15 protein-coding genes and 3 pseudogenes are annotated in these 15761 nt (G+C 73.8%); 3 read left to right on the top strand and 15 right to left on the bottom strand.

The features are described 5' to 3' along the window. The 6 genes and pseudogenes from ACFVYK_RS04540 to afsQ1 all read right to left on the bottom strand — a co-directional run. Positions 1-109 (bottom strand): annotated as a pseudogene (locus ACFVYK_RS04540) (universal stress protein); the annotation flags it as partial. After that, positions 109-261 (bottom strand): annotated as a pseudogene (locus tag ACFVYK_RS04535) (PspC domain-containing protein); the annotation flags it as partial. The pseudogenes ACFVYK_RS04540 and ACFVYK_RS04535, both read right to left, overlap by 1 nt. Positions 262-391: 130 nt before the next feature. Next, positions 392-943 carry a VanZ family protein gene (locus ACFVYK_RS04530; protein ID WP_389768365.1) on the bottom strand — a complete coding sequence of 184 codons (552 nt, stop codon included), beginning with the start codon at positions 941-943 and terminating at the stop codon, positions 392-394. Positions 944-1151: 208 nt separating this feature from the next. Beyond that, positions 1152-1787 (bottom strand): hypothetical protein, encoded by a 636-nt coding sequence (locus ACFVYK_RS04525; protein WP_389768364.1) that lies wholly within the window; start codon positions 1785-1787, stop codon positions 1152-1154. Continuing rightward, positions 1784-3370: an ATP-binding protein gene (locus ACFVYK_RS04520; RefSeq protein WP_389768362.1), complete on the bottom strand. Its 1587-nt coding sequence runs from the start codon at positions 3368-3370 to the stop codon at positions 1784-1786. The genes ACFVYK_RS04525 and ACFVYK_RS04520 overlap by 4 nt, the downstream gene beginning before the upstream one ends. After that, positions 3367-4044 carry a two-component system response regulator AfsQ1 gene (gene afsQ1 / locus ACFVYK_RS04515; protein WP_057584528.1) on the bottom strand — a complete coding sequence of 226 codons (678 nt, stop codon included), beginning with the start codon at positions 4042-4044 and terminating at the stop codon, positions 3367-3369. The genes ACFVYK_RS04520 and afsQ1 overlap by 4 nt, the downstream gene beginning before the upstream one ends. An 812-nt stretch (positions 4045-4856) precedes the next feature. Here afsQ1 and ACFVYK_RS04510 point away from each other — a divergent pair. After that, a complete protein-coding gene (locus ACFVYK_RS04510) occupies positions 4857-5600 on the top strand; it encodes a SigE family RNA polymerase sigma factor (RefSeq protein WP_389768359.1) in 744 nt (247 codons plus the stop codon). Between the two features lie 263 nt (positions 5601-5863). Here ACFVYK_RS04510 and ACFVYK_RS04505 read toward each other — a convergent pair whose 3' ends face one another. Continuing rightward, positions 5864-6571 (bottom strand): uridine kinase, encoded by a 708-nt coding sequence (locus ACFVYK_RS04505; protein ID WP_389768357.1) that lies wholly within the window; start codon positions 6569-6571, stop codon positions 5864-5866. A gap of 59 nt (positions 6572-6630) precedes the next feature. Here ACFVYK_RS04505 and ACFVYK_RS04500 point away from each other — a divergent pair, with 59 nt between their 5' ends. Continuing rightward, positions 6631-7038 carry a hypothetical protein gene (locus ACFVYK_RS04500; protein WP_389768355.1) on the top strand — a complete coding sequence of 136 codons (408 nt, stop codon included), beginning with the start codon at positions 6631-6633 and terminating at the stop codon, positions 7036-7038. Between the two features lie 141 nt (positions 7039-7179). Here ACFVYK_RS04500 and ACFVYK_RS04495 read toward each other — a convergent pair whose 3' ends face one another. The 3 genes from ACFVYK_RS04495 to deoC are packed head-to-tail and all read right to left on the bottom strand — an operon-like array spanning position 7180 to position 10497. Further along, a complete protein-coding gene (locus tag ACFVYK_RS04495; RefSeq protein WP_389768353.1) occupies positions 7180-8091 on the bottom strand; it encodes an aldehyde dehydrogenase family protein in 912 nt (303 codons plus the stop codon). After that, positions 8084-9532 carry an aldehyde dehydrogenase family protein gene (locus tag ACFVYK_RS04490; protein WP_389768351.1) on the bottom strand — a complete coding sequence of 483 codons (1449 nt, stop codon included), beginning with the start codon at positions 9530-9532 and terminating at the stop codon, positions 8084-8086. Before ACFVYK_RS04490 ends, ACFVYK_RS04495 begins: the two co-directional genes overlap by 8 nt. Positions 9533-9537: 5 nt before the next feature. Next, positions 9538-10497: a deoxyribose-phosphate aldolase gene (gene deoC / locus ACFVYK_RS04485; RefSeq protein ID WP_389768383.1), complete on the bottom strand. Its 960-nt coding sequence runs from the start codon at positions 10495-10497 to the stop codon at positions 9538-9540. Positions 10498-10620: 123 nt separating this feature from the next. On the opposite strand from deoC, the gene ACFVYK_RS04480 reads away from it, so the two are divergent. Continuing rightward, a complete protein-coding gene (locus ACFVYK_RS04480; protein WP_389768349.1) occupies positions 10621-11331 on the top strand; it encodes a PH domain-containing protein in 711 nt (236 codons plus the stop codon). A 164-nt stretch (positions 11332-11495) separates the two neighbouring features. On the opposite strand, the pseudogene ACFVYK_RS04475 reads toward ACFVYK_RS04480, so the two are convergent. The 5 genes and pseudogenes from ACFVYK_RS04475 to ACFVYK_RS04455 all read right to left on the bottom strand — a co-directional run. Then, a pseudogene (locus ACFVYK_RS04475) lies at positions 11496-11835 on the bottom strand (DUF899 family protein); the annotation flags it as partial. Between the two features lie 334 nt (positions 11836-12169). Next, entirely contained in the window at positions 12170-13804 is a 1635-nt protein-coding gene (locus tag ACFVYK_RS04470) for a phospho-sugar mutase (protein WP_389768347.1), read from the bottom strand. A gap of 158 nt (positions 13805-13962) precedes the next feature. Beyond that, positions 13963-14787 (bottom strand): purine-nucleoside phosphorylase, encoded by an 825-nt coding sequence (locus tag ACFVYK_RS04465; protein ID WP_389768345.1) that lies wholly within the window; start codon positions 14785-14787, stop codon positions 13963-13965. A 108-nt stretch (positions 14788-14895) separates the two neighbouring features. Beyond that, on the bottom strand, positions 14896-15177 hold the full coding sequence (locus ACFVYK_RS04460) for a type II toxin-antitoxin system RelE/ParE family toxin (RefSeq protein ID WP_389768343.1): 282 nt from the start codon (positions 15175-15177) through the stop codon (positions 14896-14898). 52 nt (positions 15178-15229) lie between these two features. Beyond that, positions 15230-15667: a gamma-glutamylcyclotransferase gene (locus tag ACFVYK_RS04455; RefSeq protein ID WP_389768341.1), complete on the bottom strand. Its 438-nt coding sequence runs from the start codon at positions 15665-15667 to the stop codon at positions 15230-15232. Between the last annotated feature and the right edge of the window lie 94 nt (positions 15668-15761).

The following is a 15761-nucleotide window of genomic DNA, read 5'->3' as shown; positions in this document are numbered from 1 at the left end:
GCGTGGAACCGACGACGATCGCGTCGGCCGAGTACTCCCGGCCGACCTCCTCCAGCTCGTGGCAGATGTCCCCGCCGCGCTCCACCAGGACCCACGGCACCTCGGTGAGGCTATGTAGAGCAGGAACTGCGGGCCCGGCAGCAGGCAGGAGAGCAGGAAGATCACGCGCATCGTGGTCGCGGAGGTGCCGAAGCGCCGGGCCAGCGCGGCGCACACTCCGCCGATCATGCGGCCGTTGGTGGGGCGGGCGAGGCTGGACATCTGCGGCTCCTTCGTGAGCGATGGGGGCCCCACCCGCTCGAGTGAAGTCGAGAGTGGGGGACGGAGGCGGCCTCTGCGGCTGCCCCATCTGACGTCAACGTTACGGAGACGAAGGGGACGAAGCGTCGCTCTATGGGGCGATGCCGACCCTGGGAATCCTCGGGGTCCGACCCTGAGGCGCATCCTCCTGGCGGACCGGGGCGGACGGCCGGTGATCCTCCCTGCGGCGCAGCCGCGAGCGCACCGCCGGCACCACCGCCACATGGGCGAGGGCCACGCCCACGGTGTTCAGCAGCATCGAGTCGACGTCCACCACCTGACCGGGCACCCCGGTCTGCAGCAGTTCGATCCCCAGCGACAGCAACGCGCCCGCCGTGACCGTGCGGAGCAGGGAGGCGAGCGGCGAGACCCGGACCCTGCCGTGCGTCAGCGGCAGCAGGACGCCCAGCGGAGCCAGCAGCCCGAGCCCCGCGCCGATCCGCCGCGCCGCCTCGGGCCAGCCCAGCCGCAGGTCGGCGCGGATCCCGTCGAACGGGTGCAGATTGGCCGGCAGCACCCAGGGAACGTCCAGCGGACGCAGCGTGACCCAGGCGACGTACACGAGATGGGCGGCCAGGAGAACAATCCCGGTCGCGCGGATGCGGATCGCGGCGCTGCCGCCGATGGAGCCTTGACGCTGCACGCCCCCCAAGACGCGCCCCCCGGCACGATCGGTTCCGGCCCGCCCCCCGCCACCGTCGCACCCGCCATGCCCGGCCGCCGCCCGGCAGCCGGTGACCTGGGACGAAGACGGCCGCGGGCCCCCGCATGAGTCGTCCGCCACACCGGCCGTTCCGCCGCACCGGCCGTTCCGCCGCCCGCCGCTCGACGTCCGGGCCGGATGGCGCGGCTCAGCCCCCGTCGGCGACCGGCGACGACGGGGGCTCGGCGCTGCCGGGACGGGAGCGGACCTCGTCGGTGCACGCGTAACGACGCACCGGCGCGGAGTCGGGGCCGCCCAGGATCACCGAGCCGTCGCCCTCGGCGGCCGCCGAGTCGGAGAACGTGCAGACGAGCTGGGCGAGGGCGTACGAGGTCAGGCTCCCGGGCCGGGCGCTCAGCCGCAGCGCGTCGTCCGGGTCCCGCGGACCCGGCCCGCGCACCGTCATCCCGCCGCGCACGTCCGTCGTGTAGCCGGCCTCCTTCTCGGCCGCCGACGGCGACTCGGCGAGCTCGTCCAGCAGGCCCTGCGCGACCAGCGCGCGCCGCGCGGAGTCGGCCGCGCCGTCCGGGACCCGCACGGAGCGGTCCACGGCCACCAGCGACGAACCGCACAGCAGGAACACCCGCACCGGCACGCCCGCGCGCGTGGACTGCGTCGTGACCTCCGGCTCGGCGAGCGAGCAGCGCACCCGGGAGGGCGCGGGTCCGAAGTCGGTCGGCACCTCGGTGGCCCGTATGCCGCAGCCGCCGAGGAGAGCGGCCGCCAGACCGGCCAGCGCGGGAACGGCGAACAGCCGTCGTACGGTCGCACGGCTCTTGCTCACGAGGCGTTCCCCTTGTCCGGCACGGTCCGCACGTCCTGCTCGCCGCCCCCGCCGTCCTGTTCGCTCTGCCCGGAGACGTCCCGGGGCAGCCGCAGCGTGAACACCGCACCGCCGTCCGGGGAGTTGGCGGCGGTGATCTCGCCGCCGTGGATGTGGGCGTTCTCCAGGGCGATGGACAGGCCGAGCCCGCTGCCCTCGGAGCGCGGCCGCGAGGCGCTCGCCTTGTAGAACCGGTCGAAGACGTGCGGCAGCACGTCCTCGGGGATGCCGGGCCCGTGGTCGCGCACCGCGATCACGACCGCGTCGTCCGCCGCCGACACCGACACCCGCACCGGCGAACCGCCGTGCTTGAGCGCGTTGCCGATGAGGTTCGCCATGATGACGTCCAGCCGGCGCGGATCGAGCAGGGCGTGGATGCCGCGCTCGGCGTCCAGGTCGACGGCGTCCAGCCAGGCGCGCGCGTCGATGCAGGCGGTGATCTGGTCGGCGACGTCGACGTCGTCCAGGACCAGCCGGGCCGTCCCCGCGTCGAAGCGGGTGACCTCCATCAGGTTCTCGACGAGGGTGTTCAGCCGCCGCGTCTCGCTGACCACCAGCCGCACCGCGGGCTCGATCATCGGGTCGATGCTGCCCGACTCGGCGTCCAGCTCCTCCTCCAGCACCTCCGCGACGGTGGTGATGGCGGTCAGCGGCGTCCGCAGCTCGTGCGACATGTCGGCGACGAACCGGCGCGAGGCCTCGTCGCGGGCGGCCATGTCGTCGACCCGCTTCTCCAGCGCCTCCGCCGTCCGGTTGAACGTCCGCGACAGATCGGCCAGTTCGTCCGTCCCGGACACCCGCAGCCGGGTGTCCAGCCGCCCCTCGCCGAGCCGGCGCGCCGCGACGCCCAGCCGGTGCACCGGCTTCAGGACGGTCGTGGCGGCGGCCTGGGCGAGCAGCGCGGCCCCGATCAGCGCCAGAGCGGTGGCGATCCCCAGCGACCAGGCCAACGAGTTGAGGTCCTTGGCCTCCGGCTCCAGCGACTTGCGCATGTACCCGGTCGGACCGCCGCCGATGACCTTCGTCCCGGCCACCAGATAGGGCGTCCCGTGGGTCACGACCCGCTGCCAGTACACGTGGTACGGGGACTTGTTGCCGCCCGAGAGGTCCTGCTGTTTGTTGACCGCCGTGCGCAGCGACCCGGGCACGTCCTCCAGCGAGAACCCGTTCAGCCCGCCCGAGCTGCCGTACACGGTCTGGCCGCTGCCGTCCGCGGCCACCAGCAGCACGCTGAACCGCTGGCTGCTGTTGGCCATCTGCCCGGCGGTGTGCTGCAGTTCGTCCTGCGAGGGGTGCTCCGGCAGCGAACCCGCCCGGTTCTGCATCTCCTGCTCGAAGTCCCGCAGCACCGAGCCCTGCGTGCGGGTCAGGACGGCCTCGCGGTTCAGCCAGTAGGCGATGCCGGACGCGGACACGGCGGCGGTCAGCGCCACCGCGCCGAAGACCACGACGAGCCGCAGCCGCAGGCTCGTCAGACGCAGCCGTGACACTCTTCCCCTGCGCGCCGCGGACCGGCCGCGCAGCCCCCCTTGCGCCTGGGTCACTGAGGGGCGTCCAGGCGGTAGCCGACGCCGCGCACGGTACGGATCAGGACGGGGGACGACGGCACGTCCTCCACCTTGGCCCGCAGCCGCTGGACACAGGCGTCCACCAGCCGCGAGTCGCCCAGGTAGTCGTGCTCCCACACCAGGCGCAGCAACTGCTGCCGGGACAGCGCCTGGCCGGGCCGCCGGCTCAGTTCGAGCAGCAGCCGCAGCTCGGTCGGGGTGAGCTGGAGGTCCTCGCCGTTCTTCGTCACCGTCATCGCGGCACGGTCGATGACGAGGCTGCCGAAGGTGGCCGCGTCGCTCGACTCGCGCTCGCCGCGCCGCAGCACGGCCCGGATCCGGGCGTCCAGCACCCGGCCCTGGATGGGCTTGACGACGTAGTCGTCGGCGCCGGACTCCAGCCCGACGACCACGTCGATGTCGTCGCTGCGCGCGGTGAGCAGGATGATGGGCAGCTGGTCGGTGCGCCGGATGCGACGGCACACCTCGAACCCGTCGATGCCGGGCAGCATCACGTCCAGCACGATCAGATCCGGCCGTTGCTCGCGCAGCAGCTTCAGACCGTCCTCACCGCTCGCAGCGGTCGCCACCCGGTGTCCCTGGCGCGTCAGTGAGAGCTCCAGGGCCGTACGGATGGCGTCGTCGTCCTCGATCAGCAACAGGGAAGGCACGGGCTCATTCTGGCCCATGAGGGGGCCGTCGTTCGACCTGTGGGGCGGGGCCCGTCCGGGCGCGACCGCCGGAGCGAGGTGGCCGCGGCGGCGCGCGCGGCTCGCGGCGGGTCGGCCGCGCCCCGCGAACGCCGGCGCCGGGGTCGGGCATCCATGCGGTTCACAACCCATTGGACCTGCGGTTTTCGACAGGCCCGAGCAGTCCGCGGCGGGCGCTCGGGCCGGGGGCTCGGCCCGCTCGGACGGCATCGGCCGGACCTCCCGACCGGTGCCGGACACCCCGCCGGACCCGCCGGGAATCCGGGGAGCGTCCCGCCGTCCCCGTCGAACGCGCCGGGCCGCGGCTCGTCCGCCGGCCGTCCGGGCGCCACGGCGGACCGCGGACACGGAGACCCGCCCCGGCGGCGGTGTCCGGAAAAGGCGGTGATGTCCGCCCGGCGGCCGGTCCGTTCGCGGCCCCGCGAGGCGGCGCGGGGCACGAACACGGCCCGGTGACGCCGTTCCGGTCGTCCGGGGCCGGACAGCGGGCGCCGAACCGCACCGCGCTGCCGGCCGCCCCTCGCCGCCCCCCGTCAGCCCGCGCCGCTGACCTGCGAGAACCCGAGCCGACGGCCGTACCGCGCCCGCCTGTGGACGATCTGTGCGCCCGCCGTGACAGGCCGCTGTGACAGGTCTGTGACAGTCGGCGGACACGGCGATGAAGTGGCCCGGGCAGTCTTTTCGTCACCAGGCAGGGCGACGCGGGAACAGCACGGCGAAGCCCGGCCGGCGCAGGGAACCGAACACCGTAAGTCCACGACGGGGGGCGCGAGATGAACACGCTGCACGGTATGAGCACCACCGCAGTCGCGGTCGTCACGCGTCTGCACGACGTGCACCGGACCGCCGAGAAGTCCGGCGCCGTGACCGCTCGGGGGTGCGGTCGCGGCGCCGGGCGTCAGCACACCGCCTTCATGACGGTGGTCGACGCGGGGGAACAGGCGGCTCACGGGGGAGCCGCTCAGGGGGAGGACGCGGTGGTGCGCCGCTCGCTGACGGAGGCGGAGTTCACCGCCTACGTCCAGGAGCGCCGCGCCTCCCTGTACGCCACCGCCTACCACCTCACCGGCGACCGGTTCGAGGCCGAGGACCTGCTGCAGAGCGCCCTGTTCTCGACCTACCGGGCCTGGGAGCGCATCAGCGACAAGGCCGCGGTCGGCGGATACCTCCGCCGGACGATGACCAACCTGCACATCAGCGCGTGGCGCCGCCGCAAGCTGAACGAGTACCCGACCGAGGAACTGCCGGAGACGCCCGGTGACACGGACGCGATGCGCGGCACGGAACTGCGCGCGGTCCTGTGGCAGGCGCTGGCCCGGCTGCCCGAACTCCAGCGGACGATGCTGGTCCTGCGCTACTACGAGGGCCGCACCGACCCGGAGATCGCGGAGATCCTCGACATCAGTGTCGGCACGGTGAAGTCCAGCATCTGGCGCTCGCTGCGCCGGCTGCGCGAGGACGAGGTCCTCAGCTTCGGCCGTGACGAGGAGGACGCCTTCGGGGAGCTTGTCGCCTGAGGGTGAACGGGGGAAGGGCCGGCTCCGCTCCACGCAGCCGGTGAACGGGGGAAGCACGGGGGAGCGGTACCGGGGGGACCCGACGGGGGACGTCAGGGGAGCGGTACCGCACCAGCACGGGGGAAGCACCACCCTGGGGGGAGCACGGGGGAACAGAGGGAGCGGGACCGGAGGGCCGGGGGGTCCGTCCAGTCCCGCTTCTTCGTGTGCGTCGGCCTGGGCGGCCGTGTGCGTCGGTCTGGGCGGCCGTGCGCGTCGGCGGTCTAGACGGCCGTGTGCGCCGTCGGGGTCCGGTCGCCCGTCGCCGCGGCGGCCAGCCGGTCCATCGCCTCGTCGCGGTCGCACGCGTACGCGCCCAGCGCGGTCTGGCGGGCCACGATGGAGCGTTCGGTGCGCATCAGCCGCCAGCCGCGGCGCAACAGGAAGGGCACCGACTTGCGGCCCTCCTTCAGGTCCCGCAGGAAGCGGCGCCGGAACGTCTTCACCGGGCCGCGGCTCAGACACAGCGCGTCGGCCAGGACGCCCAGTTCCCGGCAGCGGTTCACGATCTCGGCGGCGAAGATGCCCTCCGCGATGAACAGCGGCGTCCGCCCGATGCCGATCTCCTCCTCGCCCGTGCGGGCGCTGAGCGAGATGTCGTACACGGGAACGTTCGTACGGCCCGTGCCGCACAGGTCCAGGATCGCGGCGACGGCCGCGTCCGCGTCCCACGAGCCGGGGTGGTCCCAGTCGATGTCGGAGCTCCCCGCGACCAGCGGCAGCGTCGGGTCGTCGCCCTCCTTGTAGAAGTCGTCGAGCCGGAGCACCGGGAGGCCGCAGCGGGCGGCGAGCAGGGACTTGCCGGAGCCGGAAGGGCCGCAGAGCAGCACGACTCGCGTGGGTATGGGCGGCAGGGAGGTCACGGGACACCAGTGTGAGGCATCCCCCGGGGCGTCAACGACCCCGCGGGTCGGCTTTGATGCGCGCGTCACACCTCAACTACCCTTCGTGTCGACCGGATCACCTTGCGCAGCAGAAGGCGGCATCGACGATGGCCCGACACGACTCCCCCCAGACTCCCACCGCCCGGCGCGCCCTCGCCGCCCTCGCGACCGCCGGAGTGGCGCTGGGCGCGGGCGCCGGCACCGCCGCCGCGGCGGCCGGCGAGCCCGTCGTCGACGTGGCGCGGACGCGGCCCACCTCGATCGGCCAGATCGACCCGCAGGCCGGGCTGCAGGGGGCGCTGGGCTCGCTGTCCTACGTCACCGGCACGGTCTCCGGTCTCAAGCCCAACCCGCTGGCGGGCACCGGCGTCGACCCCCTCGACAACGGCGTCGGCACCCAGCTCGCCGACTTCAAGCCGCTGACGTCCCAGATGCTGACCGGCCCGGTGGCGCAGGCCCAGTCGATCGGGTCGATCCCGGTGGTGGGCGACGTCACGAAGGTGCTCGGCGGCTGACCGCGCCCCCGCGCGCACGGCGACGCACGGAAGCCGCGCCGCCCCCGGACGGAGGGGTGGCGCGGCTTCCGCGTCTGCGCGGGCGCCCGGGAGCGCCCGGGAGCGCCCGGGAGCGCCGGTTCGGGGCGCCCGAGGGGCCTGCTAGTACGACGACCCGGACGCGCCCAGCGAGCCCGTCGGGTGCCAGACCGTCTTCGTCTCCAGGAAGGCCGTCAGGCGGTCGATGCCCGGCGTCGCCGACCAGTCGTCCACAGACTGTGGACGAAGAACGCGCTTCAGGTTGTCGGCCGCCGCGATCTCCAACTCCTTCGCCAGCGCCTCGTCGGCGCCCGCGAGGTCGATCGCGTTGACGTCCTGGTGCGCGGCCAGCGGCGCCGCGATCTCCGCCGTGCGGCCCGAGAGGATGTTGACGACGCCGCCGGGGACGTCGGAGGTGGCCAGGACCTCGCCGAGGGAGAGCGCCGGGAGCGGGGCGCGCTCGCTCGCGATCACGATCGCCGTGTTGCCCGTGGCGATCACCGGGGCCAGCACCGAGACCAGGCCCAGGAACGACGACTCCTGCGGCGCGAGGACCGCGACCACGCCCGTCGGCTCGGGCGAGGAGAGGTTGAAGAACGGCCCCGCGACCGGGTTCCCGCCGCCCACCACCTGGGCGATCTTGTCGGTCCAGCCCGCGTACCAGACCCAGCGGTCGATCGTCGCGTCGACCTGCTCGGCGGCCTTCGACTTCGACAGGCCCTCGGCGTCGGCGACCTCGCGGACGAACTGGGCCCGGCGGCCCTCCAGCATCTCCGCGACGCGGTAGAGGACCTGGCCCCGGTTGTACGCCGTGGCCCCGGCCCAGCCGCCGAACGCCTTGCGCGCGGCGACGACCGCGTCCCGGGCGTCCTTGCGGGAGGCCTGCGGGGCGTTGGCGAGCCACTCGCCGTTGCCCGCCGCGTCGGCGGCTGACGTCTTCGTGGTCACCTCGTACACCCGGCCGCTCTCGGAACGCGGGAACTTCCCGCCGACGTACAGCTTGTAGGTCTTGAGCACGGAAAGTCGGTCAGACATCGAGGTACGCCTCCAGGCCGTGGCGGCCGCCCTCGCGGCCGAATCCCGACTCCTTGTAGCCGCCGAACGGCGAGGTGGGGTCGAACTTGTTGAACGTGTTGGACCAGACGACGCCGGCCCGGAGCTTGTTCGCGACGGCGAGGATCCGCGACCCCTTCTCCGTCCAGATGCCCGCCGACAGGCCGTACTGCGTGTTGTTGGCCTTGGCGACGGCCTCGTCCGGGGTGCGGAAGGTGAGGACCGACAGCACCGGGCCGAAGATCTCGTCCCGCGCGACCGTGTGCGCCTGGGTGACGTTCGTGAACAGCGTCGGCGCGAACCAGTAGCCGGCGGTGGGCAGTTCACAGGCCGGGGACCAGCGCTCGGCGCCCTCCGCCTCGCCCTGCTCGACGAGGGTGGTGATGCGGGCGAGCTGCTCGGCGGAGTTGATCGCGCCGATGTCGGTGTTCTTGTCGAGCGGGTCGCCGAGGCGCAGGGTCGACAGGCGGCGCTTGAGCGAGTCCAGCACCTCCTCCTGGACCGACTCCTGGACGAGCAGGCGGCTGCCCGCACAGCAGACCTGGCCCTGGTTGAAGAAGATGCCGCTGACGATGCCCTCGACGGCCTGGTCGATCGGGGCGTCGTCGAAGACGATGTTCGCGCCCTTGCCGCCCAGTTCGAGGGTGAGCTTCTTGCGGCTGCCCGCGACCGTGCGCGCGATCTCCTTGCCGACGGCCGTGGAGCCGGTGAAGGCGACCTTGTTCACGTCGGGGTGGGCGACGAGCGCGGCACCCGCGTCGCCGTAGCCCGGCAGGATGTTCACGACGCCCTTGGGCAGACCGGCCTGGCGGCAGACGTCCGCGAAGAACAGCGCCGACAGGGGGGTCGTCTCGGCGGGCTTGAGCACCACCGTGTTGCCCGTGGCCAGCGCGGGGGCGATCTTCCACGCCAGCATCAGCAGCGGGAAGTTCCAGGGGATGACCTGGCCGGCCACGCCCAGCGGCTTCGGCGAGGAGCCGAACCCGGCGTGGCCGAGCTTGTCGGCCCAGCCCGCGTAGTAGAAGAAGTGCGCGGCGACCAGCGGGAGGTCGGCGTCGCGCGTCTCCTTGATGGGCTTGCCGTTGTCCAGCGTCTCCAGGACGGCGAGCTCGCGGGAGCGCTCCTGGATGATGCGGGCGATGCGGAAGAGGTACTTCGCGCGCTCGGCGCCCGGCAGCGCGGACCACTTCTCGAAGGCCTTGCGGGCGGCCCGCACGGCACGGTCGACGTCCGCCTCGCCCGCCTGGGCGATCTCGGAGAGGACCTCCTCGGTGGACGGCGAGACGGTCTTGAAGACCTTGCCGTCGGCCGCCTCGGTGAACTCGCCGTCGATGAACAGACCGTAGGAGGGCGCGATGTCGACGACCGAGCGGGACTCGGGAGCCGGTGCGTACTCGAAAGCGGAGGTGAATGCGGATGCCATGGTGATCAGTCCACCGTCACGTAGTCGGGGCCGGAGTAGCGGCCGGTGGCCAGCTTCTGACGCTGCATCAGCAGATCGTTCAGGAGCGAGGAGGCGCCGAAGCGGAACCAGTGGTTGTCGAGCCAGTCCCCGCCCGCGGTCTCGTTGACCAGGACGAGGAACTTGATCGCGTCCTTGCTGGTGCGGATGCCGCCGGCGGGCTTCACGCCGACCTGGACGCCGGTCTGGGCGCGGAAGTCGCGGACGGCCTCCAGCATGAGCAGGGTGTTGGCCGGGGTGGCGTTCACGGCGACCTTGCCGGTGGACGTCTTGATGAAGTCCGCGCCGGCCAGCATGCCGAGCCAGCTCGCCCGCCGGATGTTGTCGTACGTCGACAGCTCGCCCGTCTCGAAGATGACCTTGAGGCGGGCCGCCCCCGAGGCCTCCTTCACGGCGACGATCTCGTCGTACACCTTCATGTACCTGCCCGCCAGGAACGCCCCGCGGTCGATGACCATGTCGATCTCGTCGGCGCCGGCGGCGACCGCGTCGCGCACGTCGGCCAGCTTCACGTCGAGGGCGGCGCGGCCGGCCGGGAACGCGGTGGCGACCGAGGCGACCTTCACGCCGGAGCCGGCGACGGCCTCCTTGGCGACGGCCACCATGTCGGGGTAGACGCAGACCGCGGCCGTGGCGGGGGCCGAGCGGTCGGTCGGGTCGGGCCGGACCGCTTTCGCGCCGAGCGCCCGGACCTTGCCCGGGGTGTCCGCGCCTTCCAGCGTCGTCAGGTCGACCATCGAGATGGCGAGGTCGATGGCGTACGCCTTCGCGGTCGTTTTGATGGAACGGGTGCCGAGCGCGGCGGCGCGCGCCTCCAGGCCGACCGCGTCGACCCCGGGCAGCCCGTGGAGGAAGCGGCGCAGCGTGCTGTCGGACGAGGTGACGTCCGAGAGGGTGCGGGCCGCGCTGGGTGCATTGGTGGGCATGGTCACCAGACGAGCATATCTACGCGCGTAGCGGGTGTACACCCCCGGAAGTAGTCCGGGGGCTCGGCGCATGCCGGGGCTCCGCGTGGGAGCGGGCGGCGGACGTCGGGCAGAATCGGGGCCATGACGAGCCCGGAAGACCAGTCACCAGCGCCGCGGCCCTCGGGGGCGTCGCACCCCGCGGATCCCGAGATCAGGGACCGCGTGTACCGGTCGTCCGGGGGCATCGCCGGCGGCGTGCTGCTGCTCGCCCTCGTCGGCTGGCTCGGCATCGACGCGATCGTCGCCGGCGAGGGGCGCACCCCGTGGCTGGCGCTCGCCACGATGATCCTGCTGGTCCCGCTGATCGTCGCCCTGACCCTGCGGCCCGCCGTCTTCGCGAGCCAGGAGCGGATGCGGGTGCGCAACCCCTTCCGGGTCATCGTGCTGCCCTGGGGGCAGATCGCCACGCTGCGCTCCGGTTACTCCAACGAGGCGCTCACCGTGGGGGGGACCAGGTTCCAGCTGTGGTCCATCCCCGTCTCGCTGCGGGCCCGCAAGCGGGCGACCCGCCGGGTGTCGCGCGCGGCGGCCGGGCAGGACGCCCGCGGCGGCCGGGGCGCGGCCGCACTCGGGGCTTTCGGCGGCGGACGCGGACGGGCGGGCGCCGTCGCCGCGGACGGGCCCGCGCGGGCCGGGGCCGACCGGGCCATGGACGACCTGCGCGGGCTGTGGGAGGCACGCGAGAAGGAGGAGAGCGCGCAGGGCGAGGTGAGCGTGCGCTGGGCCTGGGAGATCCTCGGCCCGGCCGCCGCGGGAGCCGTCGTGCTGGCGATCCTGCTCGCGGTGGGCTGACGAGCGGTTCTGACGAGCGGTTCTGAGGAGTGCGCTGACGGCCGTCGGCCGGGGACGCGGTGATCGCGAGGTTCCGGCAGCCGTCGGCCTTCCGGCCCCGAGGCGAGCGGACAGGACGCCGCGGCCGCGGCGCCGGTGTCGGCGCCGGTGTCCGCGCGCCGGTGTCAGCGGCAGCCGCCCCGGCGGCCGAGGGTGTCCACGGGGGTCGCGCCGGGGCGGGTCCACTGCGGGACGGGGCGGCTGGTCGGGCCCCGGGCGGCGTTGCCGTCGGCGTCCGAGCGCCAGTACCGGCACGGGCCGTCTCCCTCGGGCCGGCCCTCGGGGTCGTCCTCCCAGGCCTCGGCGGGACGGCGGCGGACGACGGCAGCCGCGGCCGTACGGCGTCATGTCGAGCAGGGCGAAGGACCCGCTGAACGGCTCGTTGCCGCGGCCCGTCGTGGAGCAGGTGAGGAACACGCGGTCGCCGTCGCACAGGAACAACACGCGCCCGGCGGACCCGCCCCCGAACCCGGCGGACCCGGCGGACACGGCCCCGGCCCCGGCGGACACGGGCCCGGCGGACCCGGCCCGGGACCCGGCGGACACGGCCCCGAATCCGGCAGACCCGGCCCCGAACCCGGCGGACAGGCCCGGCGGACAGGCCCGGCGGACCCGGCCCGGGACCCGGCGGACAGGCCCGGCGGACAGGCCTGGCGGACCCGGCCCGGGACCCGGCGGACCCGGCCCGGGACACGGCCCCGGACCCGGCGGACACGCGCCCGGCGGACACCGGCACGGCCGACCCGCACGGGTCGCCGCCGCGAGGATCGGCCGGTGCGAGGGACCGACGGCGTGGGTGTCAGATGCCGGCCGCCGCCGACAGGTCCTGCTTGATCGCGGCGAGGAGGGCGTCCGCCCGGGTGCGCGCGGCCGGCAGGTCGTCGTGGGCGGCGACCGGGATCACGACCTCCAGGTAGCACTTCAGCTTCGGCTCGGTACCGCTGGGCCGGACGATGACCCGGGCGCCGTCGAGCGTGTAGCGCAGGCCGTCGGTGGGCGGCAGGGTGTCCGTGCCCCGCGTCAGGTCCTCGGCCCGGGTGACGGTCAGGCCCGCCAGCGAGGCCGGAGGCCGGGCGCGCAGCCGCTCCATCGCGCGGGCGATGACCGAGAGGTCCCGCACCCGCACGGACAGCTGGTCGGTGGCGTGCAGACCGTGCTCCACGGCGAGGTCGTCGAGGAGGTCGAGCAGGGTGCGGCCCTCCTCCTTGAGCTCCGAGGCGAGCTCGGTGACCAGCAGGGCGGCGGTGATGCCGTCCTTGTCGCGCACGCCGTCGGGGTCCACGCAGTAGCCGAGGGCCTCCTCGTAGCCGTAGCGCAGGCCGTCGACGCGGGCGATCCACTTGAAGCCGGTGAGGGTCTCCTCGTAGGGCAGGCCCGCCTTCTCGGCGATGCGGCCGAGCAGCGAGGAGGACACGATCGACTCCGCGAAGACGCCGCGCGCGCCCCGCCGGACGAGATGCGCGGCGAGCAGCGAGCCGACCTCGTCGCCCCGCAGCATGCGCCAGTCGCCCGCGTGGGGGACGGCCACGGCGCAACGGTCCGCGTCCGGGTCGTTGGCGATGATCAGGTCGGGCGCGCTCGCGCGGGCGGCGGCGAACGCGAGGTCCATCGCGCCGGGCTCTTCCGGGTTGGGGAAGGCCACGGTCGGGAACTCCGGGTCGGGCTCGGCCTGGTCGGCGACGAGGACCGGCGTCGGGAAGCCCGCGCGGGCGAACGCGGCGAGCAGGACGTCCTTGCCGACGCCGTGCATCGCGGTGTAGACCGTGCGGGCCGTGCGCGGGGAGCCGGGGGCGAGCACGGCGTCCGTGCGGGCCAGATAGGCGTCGAGGACGGCGTCGTCGAGGATCTGCCAGCCTTCTCCGTCCGGGCGGGGGACCTCGTCCAGGCTTCGCACCGCGTCGATCTCCGCGGCGATCTCGGCGTCGGCCGGCGGCACGATCTGCGAGCCGTCGCCCAGGTACACCTTGTAACCGTTGTCGCGGGGCGGGTTGTGGCTGGCCGTGACCTCGACCCCGGCGACCGCGCCCAGGTGCCTTATGGCGTACGCCAGGACGGGGGTCGGCAGCGGGCGGGGCAGGACGGCCGCGCGCAGACCGGCGCCCGTCATGACCGCGGCCGTGTCGCGGGCGAAGTCGGCCGACTTGTGCCGGGCGTCGTAGCCGATGACCACGAGACCGCCCTCCTGGCCCTTGCCCTTGAGGTACGCGGCGAGCCCGGCGGCGGCGCGGATGACGACCGCGCGGTTCATCCGCATGGGGCCGGCCCCCAGCTCGCCGCGCAGACCGGCGGTGCCGAACTGGAGCGTGCCGCTGAAGCGGTCGGCGAGCTCGGCGACGTCGCCGGCCTCGATCAGCCCGGCGAGCTCGGCGCGGGTCTGCGGATCGGGGTCCTCGGCGAGCCAGGTCCGGGCGCGGGCGAGGAGATCGTCGTGCACGGGAGTCAGCCTCCGGTTGGGTGGGGACGCCGGTTGTCCGCCGGCTCGGACCGGCGTCGTCCGGCCCGTCTGGGAGTCCCCCGTTCGGGGGATGTGGGGACGAGGCCCGTTCGGGGCCGAGGGGCGCGTTCCGGGGGCGCGGGCCCCCGGCGGCGCGCTCAGATGCGGCCGAGCACCTGGGCCAGCAGCGCGCCCATGCGCGTCGCGCTGTCGCGGCCCGCCTGCAGGACCTCTTCGTGGTTCAGCGGCTCGCCCGTCATGCCGGCGGCGAGGTTGGTCACCAGGGAGATGCCGAGCACCTCGGCGCCGGCCTCGCGGGCGGCGATGGCCTCCAGCACCGTCGACATGCCCACCAGGTCCGCTCCGATGGCGCGGGCCATGCGGATCTCGGCCGGCGTCTCGTAGTGCGGGCCGGGGAACTGGGCGTAGACGCCCTCCTCCAGCGTGGCGTCGATCTCCTTGCACAGGGCGCGCAGCCGCGGCGAGTACAGGTCCGTCAGGTCGACGAAGTTCGCGCCGACGACGGGGGAGGTCGCGGTGAGGTTGATGTGGTCGCTGATCAGCACCGGCTGACCGGGGCGCATGCCCACGCGCAGGCCGCCGCAGCCGTTGGTCAGCACGATCGTCTTGCAGCCGGCCGCCACCGCGGTGCGGACGCCGTGGGCGACGGCGGCGACGCCGCGGCCCTCGTAGTAGTGGGTGCGGCCCAGGAAGACCAGCGCCCGCTTCTCGCCCATCTGGTACGAGCGGATCTTGCCGCCGTGGCCCTCGACCGCGGGCGGCGGGAAGCCGGGCAGCTCGGTGACCTGGAACTCCGCGTCGGGGGTGCCCAGGGCGTCGACGGCCGGAGCCCAGCCGGAGCCCATCACGAGGGCGACGTCGTGGGTCTCGGCGCCGGTCAGTTCGCGCAGACGCGCGGCGGCGGCGTCGGCGGCGGCGTGCGGGTCGCCCTGGATGTCGTCCGGGAGAAGAGATGCGTTCACGCGACTGAGGGTAGCCGCTTCCGGCCTACGCGCGTAGATGCCGAAGCCGACGGGATGGCGATCGTTGTCTTGTCGTTTCCAACGAGGGACGCGCCGCCGCCGGAGCGGTCACTCGCCCGTGACGAAGATGTCCTTGTCGTTGAAGACCTCGACGATGAAGATCAACAGCCTGCCGACGCTGACCGTGTACTCGATGAGGATGCTCTGGGTCAGCCGGATCGTCCGGTCGTCCCCGGTGGAGCTTATGGGTCGGGACAGGTCGGGGAACGGATCCGCGGCGAGCATCATGATGCCCTTCTCGAACGCGGCCCGCTGCTGTTCGTCGAGCCGGTCGCGCGCCGCTGCCGCCTGCTCCGTGTAGAAGACGGTGTACGCAGTCCTGCCGGTCATCGCGCCCTCCCGTTCGTGTGCTGGTGCTCGTCGAGTCTAGAGTCGGCCGAGCTCAGCAGGGCCGCTTCCGCAGCTCCATCACGTAATCGTCTGGCGCCCCGGCCGATTCGGCCGCGTCGGCGACCTCGCCCAGGTACCGGGCCGAGGGCAGCCCGCCCTCGTAGCCGTTCAGAACGTACATCCAGGCGGACTCCTCGGCCTCCAGGGTGTGCACCCGCACCCGGGCCCGCCGGTAGATGCCGAGGCCGACGCCCTCCCAGCGGTCCAGGGAGTCCTCGTCCATGGGGGCGACGTCGTACAGCGCGACGAAGACCTGAGCGCCGGGGTCCTCCACGACCGTGGCCAGCGCGCCCTCCCAGCCCAGCTGCTCGCCGCCGAACGTCAGCCGCCAGCCGTTCAGCCAGCCGGTGGCGCGCAGCGGCGAGTGGGGAGCGCGGCGGGTCATCAGCCGCGCGTCGAGGTTGCCGGCGTACGCGGCGTAGAGCGACATGCAAGGAGAGTACGGCAGTCGGCGCGGGCGTCACTCTGGTCACAGTCCGGGCGTCCGCGGCCCCCGGGGCGGTACCACCGCGGCCGGTACGGGA

This window comes from Streptomyces sp. NPDC058291 (assembly GCF_042880855.1).
In the GTDB taxonomy this organism is placed as follows: domain Bacteria; phylum Actinomycetota; class Actinomycetes; order Streptomycetales; family Streptomycetaceae; genus Streptomyces.
Note: the sequence above shows the minus strand (reverse complement) of the source record. Positions and strands in the feature narration are given on the sequence as shown.

What these genes read in the sequence shown, in the direction of transcription:
- ACFVYK_RS04510 (WP_389768359.1), top strand. Translation starts at nt 4,857, where the DNA reads ATGAACACGCTGCACGGTATGAGCACCACCGCAGTCGCGGTCGTCACG.
- ACFVYK_RS04500 (WP_389768355.1), top strand. Translation starts at nt 6,631, where the DNA reads ATGGCCCGACACGACTCCCCCCAGACTCCCACCGCCCGGCGCGCCCTC.
- ACFVYK_RS04495 (WP_389768353.1), bottom strand. Translation starts at nt 8,091, where the DNA reads ATGTCTGACCGACTTTCCGTGCTCAAGACCTACAAGCTGTACGTCGGC.
- ACFVYK_RS04490 (WP_389768351.1), bottom strand. Translation starts at nt 9,532, where the DNA reads ATGGCATCCGCATTCACCTCCGCTTTCGAGTACGCACCGGCTCCCGAG.
- deoC (WP_389768383.1), bottom strand. Translation starts at nt 10,497, where the DNA reads ATGCCCACCAATGCACCCAGCGCGGCCCGCACCCTCTCGGACGTCACC.
- ACFVYK_RS04480 (WP_389768349.1), top strand. Translation starts at nt 10,621, where the DNA reads ATGACGAGCCCGGAAGACCAGTCACCAGCGCCGCGGCCCTCGGGGGCG.
- ACFVYK_RS04460 (WP_389768343.1), bottom strand. Translation starts at nt 15,177, where the DNA reads ATGACCGGCAGGACTGCGTACACCGTCTTCTACACGGAGCAGGCGGCA.
- ACFVYK_RS04455 (WP_389768341.1), bottom strand. Translation starts at nt 15,667, where the DNA reads ATGTCGCTCTACGCCGCGTACGCCGGCAACCTCGACGCGCGGCTGATG.